General features: G+C 61.1%; 11 protein-coding genes. All 11 read left to right on the top strand.

Annotation, left to right across the window (positions count from 1 at the left end):
- Positions 1–35 precede the first annotated feature (35 nt).
- Positions 36–551 (top strand): YbaK/EbsC family protein, encoded by a 516-nt coding sequence (locus LNV08_RS08440; RefSeq protein WP_263533253.1) that lies wholly within the window; start codon positions 36–38, stop codon positions 549–551.
- Entirely contained in the window at positions 548–784 is a 237-nt protein-coding gene (locus LNV08_RS08435; protein WP_263533252.1) for a DUF1289 domain-containing protein, read from the top strand. Before LNV08_RS08440 ends, LNV08_RS08435 begins: the two co-directional genes overlap by 4 nt.
- A gap of 16 nt (positions 785–800) precedes the next feature.
- The gene (locus LNV08_RS08430) at positions 801–1,457 is read left to right on the top strand and encodes a 2-hydroxychromene-2-carboxylate isomerase (protein WP_263533251.1); all 657 of its coding nucleotides are present in this window, start codon (positions 801–803) and stop codon (positions 1,455–1,457) included.
- A gap of 181 nt (positions 1,458–1,638) precedes the next feature.
- Positions 1,639–3,327 carry an MFS transporter gene (locus tag LNV08_RS08425; protein ID WP_263533250.1) on the top strand — a complete coding sequence of 563 codons (1,689 nt, stop codon included), beginning with the start codon at positions 1,639–1,641 and terminating at the stop codon, positions 3,325–3,327.
- 160 nt (positions 3,328–3,487) lie between these two features.
- On the top strand, positions 3,488–3,676 hold the full coding sequence (locus LNV08_RS08420; RefSeq protein WP_263533249.1) for a hypothetical protein: 189 nt from the start codon (positions 3,488–3,490) through the stop codon (positions 3,674–3,676).
- Between the two features lie 80 nt (positions 3,677–3,756).
- Positions 3,757–5,697: a type IV pili methyl-accepting chemotaxis transducer N-terminal domain-containing protein gene (locus LNV08_RS08415; protein WP_263533248.1), complete on the top strand. Its 1,941-nt coding sequence runs from the start codon at positions 3,757–3,759 to the stop codon at positions 5,695–5,697.
- Between the two features lie 18 nt (positions 5,698–5,715).
- Positions 5,716–6,375 (top strand): response regulator, encoded by a 660-nt coding sequence (locus LNV08_RS08410; protein WP_263533247.1) that lies wholly within the window; start codon positions 5,716–5,718, stop codon positions 6,373–6,375.
- 200 nt (positions 6,376–6,575) lie between these two features.
- Positions 6,576–7,871, top strand: a complete 1,296-nt coding sequence (locus LNV08_RS08405; RefSeq protein ID WP_263533246.1) for an MFS transporter — start codon at positions 6,576–6,578, stop codon at positions 7,869–7,871.
- Between the two features lie 28 nt (positions 7,872–7,899).
- Positions 7,900–9,522 (top strand): MFS transporter, encoded by a 1,623-nt coding sequence (locus tag LNV08_RS08400; protein ID WP_263533245.1) that lies wholly within the window; start codon positions 7,900–7,902, stop codon positions 9,520–9,522.
- Positions 9,523–9,566: 44 nt separating this feature from the next.
- Positions 9,567–13,355 carry a nitrate reductase subunit alpha gene (locus tag LNV08_RS08395; RefSeq protein WP_263533244.1) on the top strand — a complete coding sequence of 1,263 codons (3,789 nt, stop codon included), beginning with the start codon at positions 9,567–9,569 and terminating at the stop codon, positions 13,353–13,355.
- Entirely contained in the window at positions 13,352–14,875 is a 1,524-nt protein-coding gene (gene narH / locus LNV08_RS08390; protein WP_263533243.1) for a nitrate reductase subunit beta, read from the top strand. The genes LNV08_RS08395 and narH overlap by 4 nt, the downstream gene beginning before the upstream one ends.
- The last annotated feature ends 7 nt before the right edge of the window (positions 14,876–14,882 follow it).

The following is a 14,882-nucleotide window of genomic DNA, read 5'->3' as shown; positions in this document are numbered from 1 at the left end:
CAGTAGTTTTTGGCCGGCCTGAGACAATGCCGGCCATGAATGAATCAGCAACTGTCAGTACAGATCGCCCAGACGGCTTTGTGCGCGTCCAGGCCGCGCTGGCGCAGGCCCGCCATCCCTATGCACCGCAGTGGTTGGAGGTGGCCGCACGCACCTCGCAAGAAGCGGCCGATGCCTTGGGCGTGAGCTTGGGGCAGATTGCCAAATCGGTGGTGTTCAAGCGTAAATCGGATGAGGCCGCTGTGCTGGTGATCACCTCGGGTGACAAGCGCGTGGACGAGAAGAAGCTTGCCCCCCACACCGGGGCGCTGGGCCGCGCCGATGCCGACTACGTTAAGGCGCGCACGGGCTTTTCCATCGGCGGCGTGTCGCCGCTGGGTTTTGCGCCGGCCGCTGATGCGTCGCTGCCCTTGCTGTTTGTCGATCAAGAGCTGTTTCGCTTCGATGTCATCTGGGCCGCTGCGGGGCACCCCAACGGCGTTTTTCAGATGTCGCCGGCCGAGCTGGCCGCCTTGACCGGCGCGCCGGTGATCGATGTGGTGCAAGCATGAGCAGCGTGTCCGCGATCGCCGGGGCGGTTAAATCGCCTTGCACCAATGTCTGCAAGATCCACCAGCCCACCGGCTGGTGCGAGGGCTGCGCCCGCACGATTCCTGAAATCACGGTCTGGTCCAAGGCGGCCGACGTCACCCGCCTGGAAATTCTCGACCGCTTGCCGCCGCGCCGCGAACATTTGCTCAATTTGGGCATCTTCACCGCCGCCGAACAAACCCACGAGCCCTGAAAGGCCAAGCCGCACCATGAAACATATGCGTTTTTATTTCGACCCGATCTCGCCTTACGCGGCACTGGCCTTCGAGCGCCTACCCGAAGCCTTGAGCGGCATCAGCTACAGCGTCGAGTACCGGCCGATTCTGTTCGCGGCGCTGCTACACGCCCTGGGCCAGAAAGGCCCGGCCGAAATCGAGCCCAAACGCCAGTGGACCTTTCGCCAAGTGGCTTGGGCGGCCCATCAGCTGAATATCCCTTTGCAGGTGCCGGCGCAGCACCCGTTTAATCCTTTGCCGCTGCTGCGCCTGGCTTGGGCCTGTGCGCCGGCCGGCGGTACGCCGAACCGGCTGCAGGTCGAGAAGATCTTGCACCATGTCTGGCGCGGCGAGGGTGCCGATGCGAATCAGGCCGAACGCTTGGCGCTGCTGACGCAAGACCTGACCCCGCAGCGCGATGTGGCCAGCGAAGAGATCAAGGAAGCCTTGCGCAACGCCACCGAACAAGCGCTGGAGCTGGGCGTGTTCGGTGTGCCCACCATCGAGGTGGACGGCCGCTTGTTCTGGGGATTGGACTCGCTCGACATGCTAGCGGCCTATCTGCGCGGTGACCCTTGGTTTGAACAGGGGGCCTGGGATGCCGCGGCCAAAGCCCGTCCGGGCGTGCGCCGGGCCAGCAGCACCAAGTGACCCAGGACTTACCCTTGATCTGGATTAAATTTTGCATTGCGAAATCCTAAGCAAGGGTTTCAGCGGGTTTTGTAAGCAAGCGTTCAGCGCGGTGTCAGAGTGGGGTCAGAGGGCGCTTCCATAGTTGCGGCCAAGAGCTGCCGGTCGGTGGTTCTCAGGCAAATATTTGGAGACATCCACCATGGCAACTGCAACAGCAGTCTCCACGAGCAACACGCCAATGACGGGTGAAGAGAAGAAGGTTATCTTCGCCTCCTCGCTGGGCACCGTGTTCGAGTGGTACGACTTTTACCTCTACGGTTCTTTGGCGCCAATTATCGCCAAGCAATTCTTCTCGGGCCTGGACCCGCAAGCGGCGTTCATTGCGTCCTTGCTGGCCTTTGCCGCCGGCTTCATCGTGCGCCCCTTCGGCGCGCTGGTGTTTGGCCGTTTGGGCGACATGATCGGTCGCAAGTACACCTTCTTGGTGACCATTTTGATCATGGGTCTGTCGACCTTCATCGTCGGTGTGCTGCCGAATTACGCCACCATCGGCGCGGCCGCCCCGGTCATCTTGATCGGCCTGCGCATGCTGCAAGGCTTGGCGCTGGGTGGTGAGTACGGCGGTGCCGCAACCTATGTGGCGGAACATGCGCCACAGGGCAAGCGCGGTGCTTACACCTCCTGGATTCAAACCACCGCGACGCTGGGCTTGTTCCTGTCGCTGATGGTGATTCTGGGTACCCGCACGCTGATTGGCGAAGCTGCCTTCGGTGAGTGGGGCTGGCGCGTGCCTTTCATCGTGTCGATCTTGCTGCTGGCCATCAGCGTCTGGATTCGCTTGTCGATGAACGAAAGCCCTGCCTTCCAGAAGATGAAGTCCGAAGGCAAGACTTCCAAGGCGCCGCTGTCCGAGTCCTTCGGTCAGTGGAAGAACCTGAAGATCGTCATGCTGGCGCTGTTCGGTCTGGTCGCCGGTCAGGGCGTGGTCTGGTACACAGGCCAGTTCTATGCGCTGTTCTTCCTGACCAGCGTGTTGAAGGTGGAGATGTCGGCCGCCAACATCATGGTCGCGATCTCGCTGCTCTTGGGCACGCCTTTCTTCGTGATCTTCGGAACACTCTCGGACAAGATCGGCCGCAAGCCCATCATCATGGCCGGCCTGCTGCTCGCCATCGTCACCTACTTCCCGCTGTTCAAGGCGCTGACCAACGCTGCCAACCCTGATCTGGCCAAGGCACAAGCCACAGCGCAAATCACGCTGACGGTGGATACATCGACTTGCTCCTTCCAGGGCAGCCCGATCGCTCGTGAAGTTGACTTCACCAGCAGCTGCGACATCGCCAAGCGCGCTTTGGCTCAGTCTTCCGCCAGCTACGAAACCCTGCCCGGCCCAGCCGGCTCGGTGGCCGTGATCAAGGTCGGCGACAAGGCCATCACCGGCCTGAACGCTACCGTGATGGCCGGCGGGCACAAGTTCGACGAAGCCAGCGCCAAGGGCATCGCCGCCTTCAAGAAGGAGCTGAGCGAAGCAATGAAGGCTGCCGGCTACCCCGCCAAGGCCGATCCTGCCAAGATCAACCAGCCCATGGTCGTCGCGATCCTGTTCATCTTGGTCCTGTATGTGACCATGGTCTACGGCCCGATCGCTGCGATGCTGGTGGAGTTGTTCCCAACCCGTATCCGTTACACCTCGATGAGCTTGCCTTATCACATCGGTAACGGCTGGTTCGGTGGACTGCTGCCTTCCATCACCTTCGCGATGGTTGCGCAAAACGGCAACATCTACCACGGCCTGTGGTACCCAATCGGCGTCGCTGCCATGACGCTGGTGATCGGCCTGCTGTTTGTGCGTGAAACCAAGGATGTGGATATCTACGCCAACGACTAAGCCAAAGCTCCTCAGCGAGCCAAACGCTTGAGTTGCACGGGGCGGCCTTAGGGCCGCCCTTTTTCAATTCGGCTTTGCCAAAGCGCTCTCAGGCTGGAGTCAGCAAGTTCGGTAACAATAAAATTTGCTGCTAACCTTTTCTTTGTACTGGAACCGAATCATGTGGAAATTACTCGTCGGCTTTGCCGCTTTTGCTGCCCTGGCCATCTTTATCTTGATGAAGAGCGGTGGAAACGTTGATATGAGCGGAGAAAAGCACGACGTGGCCGCACCGCATGTCGAAGAGTCAGCTTCGGCTGCTTCGAGCCCTGCTTCGGTGCCAGCCCCCGCTTCCGCCGCATCCAACTAAAGATTGCAGCAAGATCCTAGAAGCGCGGCGCTCTTGACCTAGGTCAATGACCGCCGCATGCCGCAGGCCTACCCTGCGGCATGCGCAAGCTCTATCGAACATTGGCGGGCAAGCTCGCCCTGATTCAAACCACATTCTTGGTCGTGGCGCTGGCCTCGATCGCCTTCACGCTTTGGGTGTCATGGCAGTTGGAGGGCGGGGCGGGTGCCATCAACGAGGCCGGCCGCATGCGCATGCTGACCTACAAGCTGACGCTGATGCATCAGGCCGGTGAACATATGGAGGTCGCGCAGGGTGTCGCAAGCTTTGATGCGATGGTCTTGAGCCTACGGCGAGGGGACCCCTCACGACCGCTCTTCATTCCCGACAATCAAACCAGTCTGGACCGATTCAAAGAGGTCGAGCGGGCCTGGTTGCCGCTGCGCGGCAAGTTGCTGGAGCCCACCGAAGGCCCGGCGCTGCGCAGCCAGGCCGATCAATTTGTCAACACGGTCGATGCCTTTGTTTCGGCCATCGAGAATGCCATCGCCACCCGTACCGCCTTGCTCGGCGGCCTGTGTTTCGGCTTGGTGGTGCTGGTGGCTGCCGCCTCGGTGGTGTTTGTGTCGGGCACTTTTGTCTGGATCATTCAGCCCTTGCAGCGCTTGCGTGATGGCCTGAAGCAAATGGCGGCGCGCGACTTTTCGCTTCGCATCGATGAAAGCAACACCGTCGAAGAGTTCAGTTCACTGGCCTTGGGCTTCAATGCCATGGCCGACGCGCTGGAGGGTTCTTACCGGGGCCTGGAACACAAAGTGGCCGAGAAGACGGCGGATCTGGCTCGCCAGAACGAGCGTTTGGCCGCCCTGTATGACGTCGCCCTGATGGCGGTGCAAAGCCAGCCCAGCACCCAGGACTTGGCGCAAGAGTTCGCCGCGAAGATCTGCCGCATTTCAGGCGCCGATGCGGCCGCCGTGCGTTTGGCTGCCGAGGACGGCGAACGCCTGTTGATGTTGGGTCATCACCGGCTGCCGGCCAGCATGGTCGAGGCCGAAGCCTGCGTGCGCAGGGGCGACTGTGCCTGCGGCGAGCATCTGGAGACCGTGGCCGGCGCGCGCATCATTCCGATTCGGGCCTTGGGCCAGCGCAAGCTCAAGCATTGCGAGGCGGCCGGCTATCAGACCGTGGTCGCGATTCCGATGCGTACGCCCAACCGCACGGTCGGCGAGGTTGAGCTGTTTTTTTACGGCGAGCGAACCATCTCGGAGGAAGAGCGCCATTTGCTGGACGCCTTGGCGGGCCAGGTCGCGACGCAGCTGGACAATCTGCGTTTGGCCTCACGCATGCGCGAGATGGCGGTCAGCGAGGAGCGCAATTTGATGGCGCAGGAGCTGCACGACTCGATCGCGCAGTCGCTTGCCTTCTTGAAAATCCAGGTGCAACTGTTGCGCCGCGGGATCAAGGAGGGGCACTCGCAGGAAGTGGAGGCGAGCTTGGCCGAAATTGATGCCGGTGTGAAGGAAAGTTATGCCGATGTGCGCGAGTTGCTCTTGCACTTTCGCACCCGGCCCGACCAAGAGGATATTGCGCACGCGCTGCGCAGCACCTTGTCTAAATTCGAGCTGCAAAGCGGGCTCAGCACGCAGCTGACGATGGCCGGGCAGGGCGTGCCCTTGCCGCCTGACCAGCAGGTGCAGGTCTTGCATGTGTTGCAAGAAGCGCTCTCCAATGTGCGCAAACATGCCGGTGCCAGCTCGGTGGAGTTGCGCGTCACGCAGTCGCCGCAGTGGCGTTTTGAGGTGCGCGATGATGGCGCCGGCTTCGACGCGCTTGCCGGGCGTTTCGATGAGACCCATGTCGGCCTGCACATCATGCGCGAGCGTGCCCAGCGCATCGGCGCCACCTTGCAGGTGAGCAGCCAGGCGGGGCAGGGCACGCAGATCAGCCTGACGCTGCCGCCGCAGGGCCGCAGTTCAGCGCCCGACATCAGCCTTGTGGCCGATGTTGCCCCGGGTCCCGGCCTTGCCGCTAGGTCCGTTTAAGTTAACCGTTTGCATGCCATGACTATTCGCGTGATGGTGGTCGATGACCACAGCCTGTTTCGCCGCGGCCTGACCGCTCTGTTGACCCATGAGCCAGGGCTGGAGGTGGTGGGGGAGGCGGCAGACGGCGTCGAGGCCTTGCGTCGGGTCAAGGAGCTGCAACCTGCCGTCGTGTTGCTGGACAACCATATGCCCGGTGTGCGCGGTGTTGATTTGCTGCCCGGCTTGTTGGAAGTGGCGCCCGAAACCCAGTTCATCATGTTGACGGTCAGCGAGGACGAAGAAGATCTGGCCGCCGCCTTGCGCGCTGGTGCGGCCGGCTATTTGCTCAAGACCATTGACGGGCAAGACCTGGCGGCAGCGATCCGCCGTGCCGTCGGCGGAGAGTCGGTGGTCAGCGCCGAGATGACGCACAAACTGGTGCGTGCCTTCAAGGCGTCCACAGCGGCTGCGCCGCCCCCTTGTGCAGCCAGCGCGGCCGAGGAGTCTTTGCTGTCGCCGCGCGAGCAAGAGCTGTTGCGCGAAATCGCACGCGGCGCCAGCAACAAGGAAATTGCCCGCACGCTGGGCATTGCCGAGACGACGGTGAAGATCCACGTCCAGCATATTCTGCGCAAGTTGAACCTGAGTTCGCGCGTGCAGGTGGCGGTCTGGGCGAGCGAGCGGGGCCTGGGTTAGCCAAGGCTGGCTTTTTGCGGGCCGGGCTTCATGAGGCCGGCACCTTGATCAAACGCAAACTTAAGCGCCGGCTAGTTCGAAGGAACTATGGCCGGCGTGGTGTCATCGTCCTTATGGCGGCCTGGCGCCTACCCTTGGAAGGATGTTCGCCGCGACGCTGATCCGGGACAGTCACAGACATAGAAAAGAGGAGAACCTCCATGTCTGTGAACCCCGCAAGTCCTGTTGGCGCCAGCGTCGATGCATCAAGCCAAGGCCGCAAGGCGCTCAGCGTCTTGATCGTCAGCACGCTGGCTTTCACCGTTTGCTTTATGGTCTGGATGATGTTTGGCGTGATCGGCATCCCGATCAAGAAGGCGCTGAACCTCAATTCGACCGAGTTCGGTCTGCTGACCGCGATGCCGGTCTTGAGTGGCTCGCTGATCCGTGTGCCGCTGGGCATCTGGACCGACAAGTTCGGCGGCCGCATCGTCTTTTTCTGCCTGATGATGGCCTGCGTCTTGCCCATCTGGCTGATGAGTTATGCCACCGCCTACTGGCATTTTTTGGTCATCGGCCTGTTCGTCGGCCTGGCTGGCGGCTCCTTCTCGGTCGGCACGCCTTATGTGGCGCGCTGGTTCCCGAAGAATCGGCAGGGTTTTGCGATGGGCGTGTTCGGTGCCGGCAACTCCGGCGCTGCGGTCAACAAATTCGTCGCCCCTGGCCTGGTCGTGGCCTTCGGCTGGACCATGGTGCCGCATGTCTATGCCGCCGTGCTCTTGGGTACGGCCATCCTGTTCTGGTTCTTCAGCCACTCGGACGACAAGCATCTGGTCGCCAGCAATGCCAGCTTTGTGTCGCAGCTGAAGGCCTTGAAGGACCCTCGGGTCTTGAAGTACTGCCAGTACTACTCCATCGTGTTCGGCGGTTATGTGGCCTTGAGCCTGTGGATGGTGCAGTACTACGTCGGCGAATACGGCCTCGACATCCGTGTCGCCGCCTTGCTGGCCGCCTGCTTCTCGCTGCCCGGCGGCGTCTTGCGTGCGGTGGGCGGCTGGATGTCGGACAAGCATGGCGCGCACAACGTCACCTGGTGGGTGCTGTGGGTGAGCTGGATATGTTTGTTCATCTTGTCCTACCCGCAGACCGACTTCACCGTCGTGACCGTCAATGGCCCCAAGACTTTCCACATCGGCCTCAATGTCTATGCCTTCACCGGCCTGATGTTCACGCTGGGCATCGCCTGGGCTTTTGGCAAGGCCAGCGTCTTCAAGTACATCAGCGATGACTACGGCGCCAATATCGGCACCATCTCCGGCATCGTCGGCCTGGCCGGCGGCCTCGGCGGCTTCGTGCTGCCCATCATGTTCGGCGCCTTGATGGACCTGACCGGCATCCGCTCCAGCGCCTTCATGCTGATGTACGCGGTGGTCTGGGTCTCGCTGATCTGGATGTATTGGACCGAGGTCCGCAAGACCGAAATGATGGGCAGCAACGCGCCCGCATCACCCATCTAGTGTCATTTAGAACTGAGAGAAAAACATCATGAGTAGCCCATCAAAGAATGACATCGTCGACTGGCGCCCTGAGGACGAAAAGTTCTGGGAATCCACCGGCAAGAAAATCGCCTACCGCAACCTCTGGATCTCGATTCCTGCGCTGCTGTGCGGCTTTGCGGTCTGGGGCATGTGGGGCATCATCACAGTGCAGATGCTCAACCTGGGCTTCCCCTTCAGCAAGGACGAGCTGTTCACGCTGACGGCGATTGCCGGCATCTCGGGCGCCACCATGCGTATCCCGGCCTCCTTTTTGATCCGCATGGCCGGCGGGCGCAACACCATCTTCTTGACCACCGCGATGCTGCTGGCACCTGCTATCGGCACCGGCGTGGCACTGCAGCATCCCGAGTGGCCGCTGTGGGTGTTCCAGCTGATGGCGCTGTGGTCGGGCGTGGGCGGCGGCAACTTCGCCTCGTCGATGTCCAATATCAGCCCCTTCTTCCCCAAGCGCTTGCAGGGCACGGCGCTGGGTCTGAACGCCGGTCTAGGTAATTTTGGCGTTACGACGATGCAGATCGTGATCCCGCTGGTGATGACGGTGGGCCTGTTCGGCGCCTTGGGCGGCGACTCGCGGCCGCTGATCAAGGACAGCGGCTGGATTCTCGGCAAGATCGTGGCCGGCACGCCCACCTGGATTCAAAACGCCGGCTTTGCCTGGGTCTTGTCATTGGTGCCGCTGTCGATTCTGTGCTGGTTCGGCATGAACAATCTGAAAACGGTGTCGCCCGAAACCGGCTCGCCCTTGACCGCTTTCGGCAAGATCATCTATCTGTATTCGCTCGCCTTCGTACCTTCGATCGCGATGCTCTATCTTTACCTGCCAGCACCGACCGGCTTGGGGCTGCTGAATATGTGGGTGGCGATCCCGCTTGACATCATTGCGGCCTTGGTCGTGATGAAGCTGGCCGCCTTTGGCACGATGAAAGAGGGCGTTAGCAAGCAGTTCGCGATCTTCAAGAACAAGCACACCTGGGCGATGACGGCGCTCTATGTCGTGACCTTCGGCAGCTTCATCGGCTTCTCGATGGCCTTGCCCTTGGCCATCACGGTGATCTTCGGCTTCATCCATGCGCCCGATGCGGCCGGCGTGCTGCAACACGCCTTGAAGAACCCTAATGCTCCGTCGGCACTGACCTATGCCTGGATCGGGCCCTTCGTCGGCGCGGCGGTGCGGCCGATCGGCGGCTGGATCGCAGACAAGGTCGGCGGCTCCATCGTCACGCAAGTGATCTCGGCCATCATGGTGTTCGCCTCCGCAGCGGTCGGCTACGTGATGATGCAGGCCTACCAATCAAGCACGCCGGAGCAGTATTTCCAGCTCTTCATGGGCCTGTTCATCCTGCTGTTTGCCGCAACCGGCGTAGGCAATGGCTCGACCTTCCGCAGCGTTGGTTTCATCTTTGACAAGGCCCAAGCCGGCCCAGTGTTGGGCTGGACTTCGGCCGTCGCCGCTTACGGCGCCTTCATCGCCCCGGTGCTGATTGGCCAGCAGATCAAGGCCGGTACGCCGCAATATGCCTTCTACGGCTTCGCGGTCTTCTACGCCGTCTGCCTGATTTTGAACTGGTGGTTCTATCTGCGCGCCAACGCGTACGTCAAGAACCCATGAACGAAGCGCAAACGAAGAACAAACGACAAAACAAGGAATAGACCATGAGCCACTTCCTCGACCGATTGAACTACTTCGCGTTGCCGAAGGAAACGTTCTCCAATGAACACGGCGTCACCACCGCCGAAGACCGCACCTGGGAAGAAGCCTATCGTGCCCGCTGGCAGCATGACAAGATCGTGCGCTCCACCCATGGCACCAATTGCACGGGTTCATGCTCGTGGAAGATCTACGTCAAGGGCGGCATCGTCACCTGGGAAACCCAGCAGACCGATTACCCGCGCACGCGGCCGGACCTGCCCAATCATGAGCCGCGCGGTTGCGCTCGGGGTGCGAGTTACTCCTGGTATCTGTACAGTGCCAACCGGGTCAAATACCCGATGGTGCGGGGCTCGCTGCTCAAGCATTGGCGCGCGGCACGCGGCGTGGCCAAGAGCCCGGTCGATGCCTGGACCAACTTGGTCGAGAACCAGGAACAGCGTACGGAATGGCAAAAAGACCGTGGCCTGGGCGGCTTTGTGCGCTCGACCTGGGATGAGGTCAACGAGATCATCGCCTCGGCCAATATCTACACGGTCAAGAAGCACGGGCCCGATCGCGTGATCGGTTTCTCGCCGATTCCTGCCATGTCCATGATCAGTTATGCCGCTGGCAGCCGCTACCTAAGCCTGATGGGCGGCGTCTGCATGAGCTTCTATGACTGGTATTGCGATCTGCCACCGGCCAGCCCGCAGGTCTGGGGTGAGCAGACCGATGTGCCCGAGAGTGCCGACTGGTACAACAGCAACTACATCATCGCCTGGGGATCCAACGTGCCGCAAACGCGCACGCCGGACGCTCATTTCTTCACCGAGGTGCGCTACAAGGGCGCCAAGACGGTGGCGGTGACGCCGGACTATTCCGAGGTCGCCAAGCTGGCCGACATCTGGATGCACCCCAAGCAGGGCACCGACGCCGCGATCGCGATGGCGATGAGCCATGTGATCTTGAAGGAGTTCTACTTCAAGGATGGCGGCAAAGGGCGCTCCACGTATTTCGACGATTACGCCCGCCGCTACACCGACCTGCCGCTGCTGGTGAAGATGAAGAAGACCACGACCGCCGATGGTCGCGAGCTCTTGGTGCCCGACCGCTATCTGCGTGCAAGCGACTTCGGCGGCAAGCTGGGCCAGGACAACAACCCCGACTGGAAGACGCTGGCCTTTGATACGGCCGGCAAGGTGGTGTTGCCGAATGGCTCGATCGGTTTCCGCTGGGGTGCCGGCGACAGGCCGGACCTGGGCAAGTGGAACCTCGAGTCCAAAGAGGCCGTGCATGACTGCGATGTGAAGCTGAAGCTGTCGGTGCTGGAGGATGGTGAGCAGCCGCATGAGATCGCCACCGTCGGTTTCCCTTATTTCGGCGGCATCGACACGCCGAATTTCCAGTCCAACAAGCAGCAAGATGTGCTGAGTCGCAATGTGCCGGTGGTGCGCCTGAAGCTGGGCAAGCACGAAGACGCGGGCGAATGCCTGGTCGCGACCGTTTTTGACCTGCAAGTCGCGCAGTACGGCATCAACCGCGGCCTGGGCGATGACTGCCCGACCAGCTACGACGACAACCTGCCCTACACCCCAGCCTGGGCGGAGTCCATCACCGGTGTGAAGCGTGAGCAGATCATCACCGTCGGTCGTGAGTTCGGCGACAACGCCGACAAGACCCGTGGCAAGTCCATGGTCATCATCGGTGCGGCGATGAACCACTGGTACCACTGCGATATGAACTACCGCGGCATCATCAATATGCTGATGATGTGCGGCTGTATCGGGCAAAGCGGCGGCGGCTGGGCCCATTACGTCGGCCAGGAAAAGCTGCGTCCGCAGACCGGCTGGACGGCGCTGGCCTTTGCACTCGACTGGATCCGCCCACCACGGCAGATGAACTCGACCAGCTTCTTCTACGCCCACACCGACCAGTGGCGCTACGAGAAGCTGGATGTCTCCGAGATCTTGTCGCCGCTGGCCGACAAGGCCAAGTACGGCGGCAGCCTGATCGACTACAACGTGCGCGCCGAGCGCATGGGCTGGTTGCCGTCCGCGCCGCAGTTGCAGACCAACCCGATGCAGGTGGTCAAGGACGCGGCCGCTGCCGGCATGGATGCCAAGGACTATGCCGTCAAGAGCCTGAAGGACGGCTCGCTGCGCATGAGCTGCGAGGACCCGGATCACCCGTCGAACTGGCCGCGCAATATGTTCGTCTGGCGCTCCAACATCCTTGGCTCATCCGGCAAGGGTCATGAGTATTTCTTGAAGCATCTCTTGGGCACGACCCACGGTGTGCAGGGCAAAGACTTGGGCAAGGATGATGTCAAGCCGGAAGAAGTGGAATGGCACGCCAAGGCGCCCGAGGGCAAGCTGGACTTGCTCGTGACGCTGGACTTCCGCATGAGCACGACCTGTCTGTACTCGGACATCGTCTTGCCCACAGCGACCTGGTATGAGAAGAACGACCTCAATACCTCGGACATGCATCCCTTCATCCACCCGCTGTCCACCGCCGTGGACCCGGCCTGGCAGGCACGCAGCGACTGGGAGATCTACAAGGGTTTTGCCAAGAGCTTCAGCGAGCTTTGCGTCGGCCATTTGGGCGTCGAAAAAGAGCTGGTCTTGACGCCTTTGATGCATGACACGCCGGCCGAATTGGCCCAGCCTTTTGGGGTGCAGGAGTGGAAGAAGGGCGAGATTGATTTGATCCCCGGCAAGACCGCGCCGCAAATCGCCGTGGTCGAGCGCGACTACCCGAATCTGTACAAACGCTTCACTGCTTTAGGCCCCTTGATGAACAAGGTCGGCAATGGCGGCAAGGGCATCAGCTGGAATACCGACACCGAGGTTGAGCAACTTGGCGACTTGAACGGTCGTGTGCGCGATGAAGGTGTGACCAAAGGCATGCCGAGAATCGAGACCGACATCGATGCCGCCGAGGTCGTCTTGCAACTCGCCCCCGAGACCAACGGCCATGTGGCGGTCAAGGCCTGGGAGGCTTTGAGCAAGCAGACCGGCCGCGAGCATGCCCACTTGGCGCTGCACCGTGAGGACGAGAAGATCCGCTTCCGCGACATTCAGGCGCAGCCGCGCAAGATCATCTCGAGTCCGACCTGGTCGGGGCTTGAGAGCGAAAAAGTCAGCTACAACGCCGGCTACACCAATGTGCATGAGCTGATCCCATGGCGCACGCTGACGGGCCGCCAGCAGTTCTACCAGGACCACCCCTGGATGCAGGCCTTCGGCGAGGGCTTCAGCAGCTATCGGCCGCCGGTCGATTTGAAGACCCTGGTGGAAGTGCAGGGGCTCAAACCGAATGGGCATACGGAGATTGCGCTCAACTTCATCACGCCGCACCAGAAATGGGGCATCCACTCGACCTATAGCGACAACATCATGATGCTGACGCTGAACCGGGGCGGCTCGGTGATTTGGATCAGTGAAGACGATGCGACCAAGGCCGGCATCGTCGACAACGACTGGGTCGAGTTGTTCAACGCCAATGGTGCGATTGCGGCGCGCGCCGTGGTCAGCCAGCGGGTCAAGAACGGCATGGTGATGATGTATCACTCGCAAGAGAAGATCATCAACACACCGGGCTCGGAGATCACCGGCACGCGCGGCGGCATCCACAACTCGGTCACCCGCATCGTCACCAAACCGACCCACATGATTGGCGGTTATGCGCAGCTGAGCTACGGCTTCAACTACTACGGCACGATTGGTACCAACCGCGATGAGTTCGTGCTGGTGCGCAAGATGGCCAAGGTGGATTGGTTGGAAGAAGCAGTTGAGGGAGAACACGCATGAAAGTACGCGCTCAAATCGGCATGGTGCTGAACCTGGACAAGTGCATTGGTTGCCACACTTGTTCGGTCACCTGCAAGAACGTCTGGACCAATCGCCCCGGCGTCGAATACGCCTGGTTCAACAATGTTGAGACCAAGCCCGGCATCGGCTACCCGAAGGAATGGGAGAACCAGGACCGCTGGAACGGCGGCTGGCACCGCAAGGCCAATGGCGCGATCGAGCCGCGCCAGGGCGGCAAGTGGAAGTTGCTGATGCGCATCTTCTCCAACCCCAACTTGCCCGAGATCGACGACTATTACGAGCCCTTCACCTTCGACTATGACCATCTGCAGTCGGCGCCGAAGTCGAAGGCGCCGCCGACCGCCCGCCCGCGCAGCCTGATCACCGGCAAGCGCATGGAGAAGATCGAATGGGGTCCGAACTGGGAAGAAATTCTCGGCGGCGAGTTCGCCAAGCGCAGCAAGGATCAGAACTTCGAGAATGTACAGAAGGAGATGTACGGTCAGTTCGAAAACACCTTCATGATGTATTTGCCGCGCCTGTGCGAGCATTGCCTGAACCCGGCCTGCGTGGCGTCTTGCCCCTCGGGCTCGATCTACAAGCGCGAGGAAGACGGCATCGTCTTGATCGACCAGGACAAATGCCGCGGCTGGCGCATGTGCGTGTCGGGCTGCCCTTACAAGAAGATTTACTACAACTGGCAGTCGGGCAAGGCCGAGAAGTGCATCTTCTGCTATCCCCGCATCGAGGCCGGCCAGCCGACCGTGTGTTCGGAAACCTGCGTCGGACGAATCCGTTACCTGGGCGTGCTGCTGTATGACGCAGACCGCATTCAAGAGGCCGCCAGCGTCGTCAATGACAAGGATCTGTACCAAGCGCAGCTGGATATCTTCCTCGACCCGAACGATCCCAAGGTGATCGAACAGGCGCGCAAGGACGGCATCCCCGACGCCTGGATGGCCTCTGCCCGCAAGAGCCCGGTCTACAAGATGGCGGTCGAGTGGAAGGTGGCGCTGCCGCTGCACCCTGAGTACCGCACGCTGCCTATGGTCTGGTATGTGCCACCGCTCTCTCCAATCAGCGCTGCTGCCAATTCGGGTCAGCTCGGTATCAATGGTCAGATCCCGGACGTCAAGCAGTTGCGCATTCCGGTCCAGTACCTGGCCAATTTGCTGACGGCCGGCGACGTGCCACCGGTCGAGCGGGCCTTGGAGCGGATGCTGGCGATGCGCGCCTATCAGCGCAGCAAGCATGTGGACGGCGTCGAGAACAAGGCGGTGCTGGATCAGGTTGGTCTGCTCAAGCACGAGGTCGAGGACATGTACCAGACCATGGCGATTGCCAACTATGAGGATCGCTTCGTGGTCCCGACCACGCACCGCGAATATGCGGAGAACACCTTTGATGTGCGCGGCGGCTGCGGCTTCAGCTTCGGCAATGGCTGCTCCGACGGGCAGACCGAGACCAGCCTCTTCGGTGGCCCCAAGAAGCGCACGATTCCGATCAAAGCGACCGTCTGAGGCAGAG

Origin of the sequence: Paucibacter sp. TC2R-5 (genome assembly GCF_025717605.1) — a bacterium.
Taxonomy (GTDB): Bacteria; Pseudomonadota; Gammaproteobacteria; order Burkholderiales; family Burkholderiaceae_C; genus Paucibacter_A; species Paucibacter_A albus.
The sequence above is the reverse complement of the archived record's forward strand: the minus strand, read 5'-3'. Positions and strand labels throughout refer to the sequence as shown.

Coding starts and splice junctions, on each gene's coding strand:
- LNV08_RS08410 (WP_263533247.1), top strand. CDS start 5,716: ATGACTATTCGCGTGATGGTGGTCGATGACCACAGCCTGTTTCGCCGC.
- narH (WP_263533243.1), top strand. CDS start 13,352: ATGAAAGTACGCGCTCAAATCGGCATGGTGCTGAACCTGGACAAGTGC.
- LNV08_RS08420 (WP_263533249.1), top strand. CDS start 3,488: ATGTGGAAATTACTCGTCGGCTTTGCCGCTTTTGCTGCCCTGGCCATC.
- LNV08_RS08440 (WP_263533253.1), top strand. CDS start 36: ATGAATGAATCAGCAACTGTCAGTACAGATCGCCCAGACGGCTTTGTG.
- LNV08_RS08400 (WP_263533245.1), top strand. CDS start 7,900: ATGAGTAGCCCATCAAAGAATGACATCGTCGACTGGCGCCCTGAGGAC.
- LNV08_RS08405 (WP_263533246.1), top strand. CDS start 6,576: ATGTCTGTGAACCCCGCAAGTCCTGTTGGCGCCAGCGTCGATGCATCA.
- LNV08_RS08430 (WP_263533251.1), top strand. CDS start 801: ATGAAACATATGCGTTTTTATTTCGACCCGATCTCGCCTTACGCGGCA.
- LNV08_RS08435 (WP_263533252.1), top strand. CDS start 548: ATGAGCAGCGTGTCCGCGATCGCCGGGGCGGTTAAATCGCCTTGCACC.
- LNV08_RS08425 (WP_263533250.1), top strand. CDS start 1,639: ATGGCAACTGCAACAGCAGTCTCCACGAGCAACACGCCAATGACGGGT.
- LNV08_RS08415 (WP_263533248.1), top strand. CDS start 3,757: ATGCGCAAGCTCTATCGAACATTGGCGGGCAAGCTCGCCCTGATTCAA.
- LNV08_RS08395 (WP_263533244.1), top strand. CDS start 9,567: ATGAGCCACTTCCTCGACCGATTGAACTACTTCGCGTTGCCGAAGGAA.